6 protein-coding genes are annotated in these 7125 nt (G+C 58.6%); 5 read left to right on the top strand and 1 reads right to left on the bottom strand.

Annotation, left to right across the window (positions count from 1 at the left end; translation table 11 throughout):
* Nucleotides 1–236 precede the first annotated feature (236 nt).
* A complete protein-coding gene (gene mrdA / locus AC1RAC_RS25200; protein ID WP_492617080.1) occupies nt 237–2129 on the top strand; it encodes a penicillin-binding protein 2 in 1893 nt (630 codons plus the stop codon).
* A gap of 1 nt (nt 2130) precedes the next feature.
* Here mrdA and AC1RAC_RS25195 read toward each other — a convergent pair whose 3' ends face one another.
* Complete coding sequence (locus tag AC1RAC_RS25195) at nt 2131–2532, bottom strand: GFA family protein (RefSeq protein WP_054898206.1); 402 nt, start codon at nt 2530–2532, stop codon at nt 2131–2133.
* Between the two features lie 98 nt (nt 2533–2630).
* Here AC1RAC_RS25195 and AC1RAC_RS25190 point away from each other — a divergent pair, with 98 nt between their 5' ends.
* The 4 genes from AC1RAC_RS25190 (at nt 2631) to AC1RAC_RS25175 (ending at nt 7058) form a co-directional block, all read left to right on the top strand.
* Nucleotides 2631–3098 carry an SRPBCC family protein gene (locus AC1RAC_RS25190; protein WP_054922225.1) on the top strand — a complete coding sequence of 156 codons (468 nt, stop codon included), beginning with the start codon at nt 2631–2633 and terminating at the stop codon, nt 3096–3098.
* Nucleotides 3099–3284: 186 nt separating this feature from the next.
* Complete coding sequence (locus AC1RAC_RS25185) at nt 3285–5648, top strand: DNA polymerase II (protein WP_492617079.1); 2364 nt, start codon at nt 3285–3287, stop codon at nt 5646–5648.
* Between the two features lie 49 nt (nt 5649–5697).
* Nucleotides 5698–6330: a glutathione S-transferase family protein gene (locus AC1RAC_RS25180; RefSeq protein WP_057976587.1), complete on the top strand. Its 633-nt coding sequence runs from the start codon at nt 5698–5700 to the stop codon at nt 6328–6330.
* 152 nt (nt 6331–6482) lie between these two features.
* Nucleotides 6483–7058 (top strand): DUF4174 domain-containing protein, encoded by a 576-nt coding sequence (locus AC1RAC_RS25175; RefSeq protein ID WP_314551534.1) that lies wholly within the window; start codon nt 6483–6485, stop codon nt 7056–7058.
* Nucleotides 7059–7125 lie beyond the last annotated feature (67 nt).

The following is a 7125-nucleotide window of genomic DNA, read 5'->3' as shown; positions in this document are numbered from 1 at the left end:
GTGAGAGTAGGTCATCGTCAAGATTAAATTCCGAAACCCCAATTGCGAAAGCAGTTGGGGTTTTGTTTTGGGCGCTCGAAAATTCCGGCGCTTTCAGCAACATTAAATAAGCTGCCGTTGAGGGAATTCGATACAAAGTGTTTCTGCATTTTTGCTATGGTGCAGCACATTTTCACAAGGATTGATCTTTATCCGCAGGATGCGGCGTCGACCTTTTCCAACGAGATGCTGTAGAAATGCCTGAACCAATACCTATCAAAGATCACGAAAAAGAAAACCGTTTGGTCAACAAACGTTTGTTTGCCTGCGCATTGCTGGTAATTGGGATCACGTGCGCCTTGGTGGGGCGTATGTATTTTTTGCAAGTCGTGCAGTACGACTACCACTCAACAATTTCGGAAAACAACCGGGTCCACGTACTGCCCATCACACCGACTCGCGGCTTGATCTATGACCGTAATGGTGTAGTCCTGGCCGACAACCGCCCGAGTTACAACTTGACCATCACCCGTGAGCGCACAGCCGACCTCAAGGGTGAACTGGACGAAATCGTCAATCTGCTGCATCTGCCAGCCGAAGACCGTGCGGTGTTTGATAAGGCGCTCAAGCAGGCCCGCCACCCGTTTGTTCCCGTCACGTTGTTCTACAAGTTGACCGAAGAGCAGATCGCCGTTTTGGCCGTCAACGAGTTCCGTCTACCTGGGGTGGACGTGGAACCACAATTCGTTCGCCACTACCCCCTGGGCGCGCACTTTGCCCATTCCATTGGCTACGTCGGTCGTATTAACGAAAAGGAATCCAAGACCCTTGATTCGGTGGAGTACCGCGGTACCCAATCTATCGGCAAAACCGGAATCGAGCGTTTTTACGAGTCTGAACTGCATGGCCATGTCGGTTATGAAGAGGTAGAGACCAACGCACAGGGCCGTGTGCTGCGCGTGCTCAAGCACACCGATCCGATCCCTGGCAAAAACATCGTCCTGAGCCTTGACGTCAAGCTACAGGAAGCTGCCGAAGAGGCCTTGGGTGACCGTCGTGGTTCGGTGGTCGCCCTGGACCCGCAGACCGGTGAAGTACTGGCTATGGTCAGTAAACCGAGTTTCGATCCGAACCTGTTTGTCACAGGCATTAGCTTCAAGGAGTACGCTGCGCTACACGACTCCATTGACCGACCGCTGTTCAACCGCGTGTTACGCGGGCTTTATGCGCCGGGCTCAACCATCAAGCCGGAAGTGGCCATCGCCGGTCTCGACAGTGGCGTTGTTACTCCACAAACCCGAGTGTTCGACCCGGGTTACTATCAGTTGCCAGACTTTGACCATAAATACCGAAACTGGAACCACAGTGGTGACGGCTGGGTGGACATGGATGCGGCCATCATGCGTTCCAACGACACTTACTTCTACGATCTGGCCCATAAACTCGGGATCGATCGCCTGCACGACTATCTGGCCGAGTTCGGCCTGGGTCAGAAAGTGTCCCTGGATATGTTCGAAGAGTCTGCCGGCTTAATGCCATCCCAGGCCTGGAAGCGTGCAACCCGACGCCAGCCGTGGTTCCCAGGCGAAACCGTGATCCTCGGCATTGGTCAAGGCTACATGCAAGTAACACCTCTGCAATTGGCCCAGGCCACTGCATTGATCGCCAACAAAGGCGTATGGAACCGACCGCACCTGGCCAAGACAATCAATGGTGTGCCACCGGTGGATGAGCACCCAATGCCCAACGTGATCCTCAAGGACCCGCGTGACTGGGAACAGGTCAACCATGGCATGCAATTGGTGATGCACGATCCCCGCGGTATCGCCCGAGCGGCAGCGCAAGGCGCGCAATACCGCATCGCCGGCAAGAGTGGTACCGCCCAGGTGGTGGCGATCAAGCAGGGTGAGCGCTACAACCGTAACAAGACGTTGGAGCGGCATCGCGATAACGCCTTGTTCGTCGGTTTCGCGCCGGCCGAACATCCGAAAATCGTGATTTCAGTCATGATCGAAAACGGTGAGGCCGGCGGCCGTGTAGCCGGGCCTGTGGTGCGACAGATCATGGATGCCTGGCTGCTCGACCAGGAAGGCCATCTCAAGCCGCAATATGCAGCGCCGGCCAAGGCGCCCGGCGATCCAAGGGTTTGACTCAAACCTCCCACTCATCCCAGCGTGCTACGCCGTCATAGGCCAGCCACGGTACTTCATGGGCCGTCCAGATATGCGAGGTGGGCCTGACGCCCGGATCATCATCCAGCGTCGCCACCCGCACGATCACGTGAGGCTGATGCCCACGTTCAGCGATCAGATGTGAGCCGCAGCGCGAGCAGAAATGTCTGAATTTGCCCGGTGAAGATTCAAATGACGACAGCAGCTCTTCACCCTGCGTCCAGCGAAAATGCTCACGCATCACCCCGGCCGTGGCAACAAATGCTGCCGCGTGTGCCTTGCGACAGCTTTCGCAGTGGCAGTGGCTGATGGGCATGTCCAGGCTGTCCACTTGGTAGCGCACGCCTTTGCACAAGCAACTTCCATTCAGTGGGTCAGTCATAACCTATGGCCAGGCAAGGAGGGGGTCATCATCATCGCGCACAACGCAAGGTTGCGCATTGATTGATGTCGCCTACTGTTCAATGAAGGAGGTGACTTATGCACGTATTAGATCGCATCGAACGTAAAGTCCTACTCAATGCGTCACGTAAACAGGTCTGGGAGGCTCTCACGCAGGCCGAGCAATTTGGACACTGGTTCGGTATCGCGCTTAAGGGTAAAACTTTTGTGGCTGGGGAAACCATCGAAGCGCCGATTACCTATCCAGGTTATGAACATGTCGTATGGAAGGCCCGGATCGAACGTATCCTGCCCCAAACGCTGTTTTCCTTCTGGTGGCATCCTTTTGCAGTGGAAGAGGGCGTCGACTACGACAAAGAGGAGCCGACGCTGGTGGAGTTCACGATTGAAGATCGCGCTCCAGGCATTCTGTTGCGGGTCGTTGAGTCCGGTTTTGACAAGGTGCCCGAAGCGCGGCGTCAGAAAGCCTTCAAAATGAACTCCCGTGGCTGGGATGAGCAAATGGGCAATATCGAAAATTATCTGAGCAAGCCCCCAACAAGGTGATGGCGCACACCGGAGGGCAGTCTTCACTCCCCTAGGCAGACAGGCCGCTGACGGGCTCACAAAGCACGTTCAGCTCGATGCCTTTTCTTGATTTGCTGGCCTTCATGCACATAGCGGTCGGTGGTGGCGTTTGCACGGATGCCGAGTAGAATCACGCCCTGAAAGCGATTCCTGAGGTGCGGTACGGTGGATCTACAGCAGGGTTTTGTCCTGACCCGGCATTGGCGCGATACCCCGGCGGGTACGGAGGTCAGCTTCTGGCTAGCCACCGACCAAGGGCCAAGGTGCATTCGCCTACCCGTGCAGACCTCGGTGGTTTTCATCCCAGAGGCCCATCGCAAGCCACTCGATTGGCTGCTCAAGGGGGAGCGCGATCTCGAGTTGCGCCCCTTGCAGCTATGCGACTTTCATCACCGCCCGGTTCTGGGCCTCTACGCCTGCCAGCACCGCCAGTTGATGGACATCGAGAAGCGCCTGCGCGCTGCCGGGGTCGATGTCTACGAAGGTGACGTGCGCCCTCCGGAGCGCTACATGATGGAGCGTTTTATCACCGCTCCTGTCTGGTTCGGTGGCACCGCTGATGCAAGCGGCACCTTGCTCGACGCGCAAATGAAGCCCGCCCCCGACTACCGTCCTCCCTTGAAGCTGGTGTCTCTGGACATCGAGACCACCGCCCAGGGCGATCTCTACTCCATCGCTCTTGAAGGCTGTGGCGAACGCCAGGTGTACATGCTCGGCCCGCCGAACAAAACCGACGCCGTGGATTTCAAGCTCGACTATTGCGACACCCGCGCTCAACTGATCGAACACCTCAACCAATGGCTGGCCACTTTTGACCCCGACGCGATCATCGGCTGGAACGTGGTGCAGTTCGACCTGCGCGTACTCCACGAACACGCCCAACGCCTGAACGTGCCGCTGTTGCTGGGACGTGGCGGGGAATCAATGGCCTGGCGCGAACACGGCAGCCGCAATCACTACTTTGCGGCGGCGGCAGGAAGACTGATCATCGACGGTATCGAAGCGCTGCGTTCGGCCACTTGGAGTTTTGAATCCTTCAGCCTGGAAAACGTTGCACAAACCCTGCTCGGCGAAGGCAAGGACATCTCCACGCCGTACCAGCGCATGGACGAAATCAACCGCATGTTTGCCGAGGACAAGCCTGCCCTCGCGCGCTACAACCTCAAGGACTGCGAACTGGTCACGCGGATTTTCGAGAAGACCGAGCTGCTCAAGTTCCTGCTGGAACGTGCCAGCGTCACCGGGTTGCCGGCCGACCGTAACGGCGGCTCCGTGGCCGCCTTCACCCACCTGTACATGCCGTTGATGCACCGCCAGGGTTTTGTAGCACCGAACCTGGGCGACAAACCGCCCCAAGCCAGCCCCGGCGGTTTTGTCATGGACTCGCGCCCAGGCCTCTATGAGTCGGTGCTGGTGCTGGTGCTGGACTACAAAAGCCTTTACCCGTCGATCATCCGCAGCTTCCTCATCGACCCGGTGGGCTTGATCGAAGGCCTCAAGCATCCCGACGACAGCGATTCGGTGGAAGGCTTTCGCGGAGCGCGCTTCTCCCGCACCCGGCATTGCCTGCCGTCCATCGTCACGCGGGTGTCCGAAGGCCGCGAAGAGGCCAAGCGCGAGCGCAATGCGCCGTTGTCCCAGGCACTGAAGATCATCATGAACGCCTTTTACGGTGTGCTCGGCTCCAGCGGCTGCCGGTTCTTCGACACCCGGCTGGCGTCCTCGATTACCCTGCGTGGGCATCAGATCATGCGCCAGACCCGCGCCCTGGTTGAGGCCCAAGGGTACGAGGTGATTTACGGCGACACCGACTCCACCTTCGTCTGGCTGGGCAGCGCGCACTCTGCGCAGGACGCCAATCGCATCGGCCTGGCGCTGGTGCAGCACGTCAACGACTGGTGGCGCGCGCACCTGAGCAACGAGTACGGCCTGCAAAGCGCCCTGGAACTGCAATACGAAACCCACTTCAGTCGCTTCCTGATGCCGACCATTCGTGGCGCCGAGGAGGGCAGCAAAAAGCGCTATGCCGGCCTGGTCGTGCGCGAAGATGGCAGCGAAGAAATGGTCTACAAAGGCCTGGAAACCGTGCGCAGCGACTGGTCGCTCCTGGCCCGGCAATTCCAGCAGGAACTCTACCAACGCATCTTCCATCGCCAACCCCATCAAGACTACATACGCGACTATGTGCGGCGTACCTTGAGCGGCGAATTCGATGAGTTGTTGATCTACCGCAAACGCCTGCGCCGGCCCTTGCACGACTACGAACGCAACGTCCCGCCCCACGTACGCGCCGCGCGCCTGGCAGACGAGTACAACGATCGCCTGGGCCGCCCGCGTCAGTACCAGCGGGGTGGCTGGATCAGCTACGTGATCAGTGTCAACGGCCCGGAACCGCTGGAAGTGCGGCGGGCACCCATCGATTACGACCACTACGTCACGCGCCAATTGCAGCCCGTGGCTGACGCAATCCTGCCGTTCGTGAATGACGATTTCGGTACCCTGGTAGGCGGGCAGATGGGGCTATTCTAGGTAATCGACCACAGGCTCGATATTGCCCATCGCTCAGGAGGAAACGCCCATGTACACCCTTTATGGCACCGACGAATCCGGATCCTGCATGATCGAAATCGCCCTGCAGCGCTGCGCAGTGCCGTGGCATCGCGTGCAGGCCAGTTCCTGGCAGGACGGCGAGGGTAGCGACGCGCTTGCACGTATCAATCCACTCAAGCAGATCCCCACCCTGGTCACTCCAAATGGCCAGGTACTGACCGAAAGCGCCGCGATCCTGATCCACTTGGGCCTGGAGTATCCCAAGGCCGAATTGCTGGCTGGCGATCGTACGCAGATCCTGCGCGGCTTGCTGTATATCGCCGCCAACTGCTATTCGGCGATCGGCATCATCGATTACCCGCAACGCTGGTTGGGCAATGCCGATGAGGCGCAACAAGCGCAACTGGTCAGCGGCACACGGCGCTACCTGCACCAGGCTTGGGTCGTGTTTGCCGATCAGTTTGCCGGCCAGCTGTTTACCCCGGGCAACGCGCCGAATGCACTGGGCATCATGGCGGCGGCGGTGTCGCGTTGGGACGACGCGCGTGAGGTGCTCGGCAACCTGGCGCCGGGCTTTGCGCAGAGCCTGGAGCGGGTAGACGCTGACCCTGTCGTGGCCCCCGTTTTTGCCCGGCATTGGCCGCAGTGGAAGGTCTCGTAACCGGAAGAAACAATGACCGAGCCACTGTCCAAGCCCTTGCGTAGCGGGCTTCCTGACCTACTCTTCTCAGAGTGGTGTAGGAATCATCCTTGAATTTGGCTGTCGCAGACATGAAACTCAAGAACCCTGCATGGAATTCAAAGGAGGTGCGCATGCTCATCCGGTCGCTGACCCTGGCTACCTTGATGGCTTTTACGGGGCCGTTGTTGGCCGCTGATGATAATCCGCTCAAGCAGGAATTGGGCAAGACGCGCCCCCTGGTGGTCGTGGAGCTTGATGCTGGAAACCCGACACTGGCAACGCTGAAGAAACAACTGGAAGAGACTGCCACTAAGCAGGCCTTCGAAGAGCGCAGCATGGTGTTCTACACCGTGAAGTTCGGCAGCATTGGTGCCGAAGGGGAGAAGTTCGCCAAGGATCCCAAAGACAGCAAAAAGCTCACGCCGCCTGAAACCAACGCACTGATCCGTGCCCTCAAGCTCGGCGTCGGCAGCGGCACCAAAGTGATTCTGGTCGGCAAGGACGGCGAGAAGAAACTCGAAAAAACCGTGCCGCCGGACAGCCTCGACCTGAAGGAATTCTTCAGCGCCATCGACCAGATGCCGATGGCAGAAAAAGAAGCAGCTGCCGTGGCAGAACCTGAGCCTGCCGCGCCTGCTGCGCCGGCCAAGGGGGCCAAACCTGGCAAACCCGTCAGCAAGTCGGCGCCTCAGCAACTTGATGATTGAACTACATGGCCCATGTGGGAGCTGGCTTGTTGTGGCAAGCAAGCCCGCTTCCTCATTAGTCCTGTAG

This window comes from Pseudomonas sp. GW823-FHT02F05 (genome assembly GCF_058797315.1).
This window is presented reverse-complemented; position numbering and strand designations above follow the sequence as displayed.

Excerpts from the sequence above, each read along its gene's own strand:
- mrdA (WP_492617080.1), top strand. The coding sequence starts at position 237 with ATGCCTGAACCAATACCTATCAAAGATCACGAAAAAGAAAACCGTTTG.
- AC1RAC_RS25195 (WP_054898206.1), bottom strand. The coding sequence starts at position 2,532 with ATGACTGACCCACTGAATGGAAGTTGCTTGTGCAAAGGCGTGCGCTAC.
- AC1RAC_RS25190 (WP_054922225.1), top strand. The coding sequence starts at position 2,631 with ATGCACGTATTAGATCGCATCGAACGTAAAGTCCTACTCAATGCGTCA.
- AC1RAC_RS25180 (WP_057976587.1), top strand. The coding sequence starts at position 5,698 with ATGTACACCCTTTATGGCACCGACGAATCCGGATCCTGCATGATCGAA.
- AC1RAC_RS25175 (WP_314551534.1), top strand. The coding sequence starts at position 6,483 with ATGCTCATCCGGTCGCTGACCCTGGCTACCTTGATGGCTTTTACGGGG.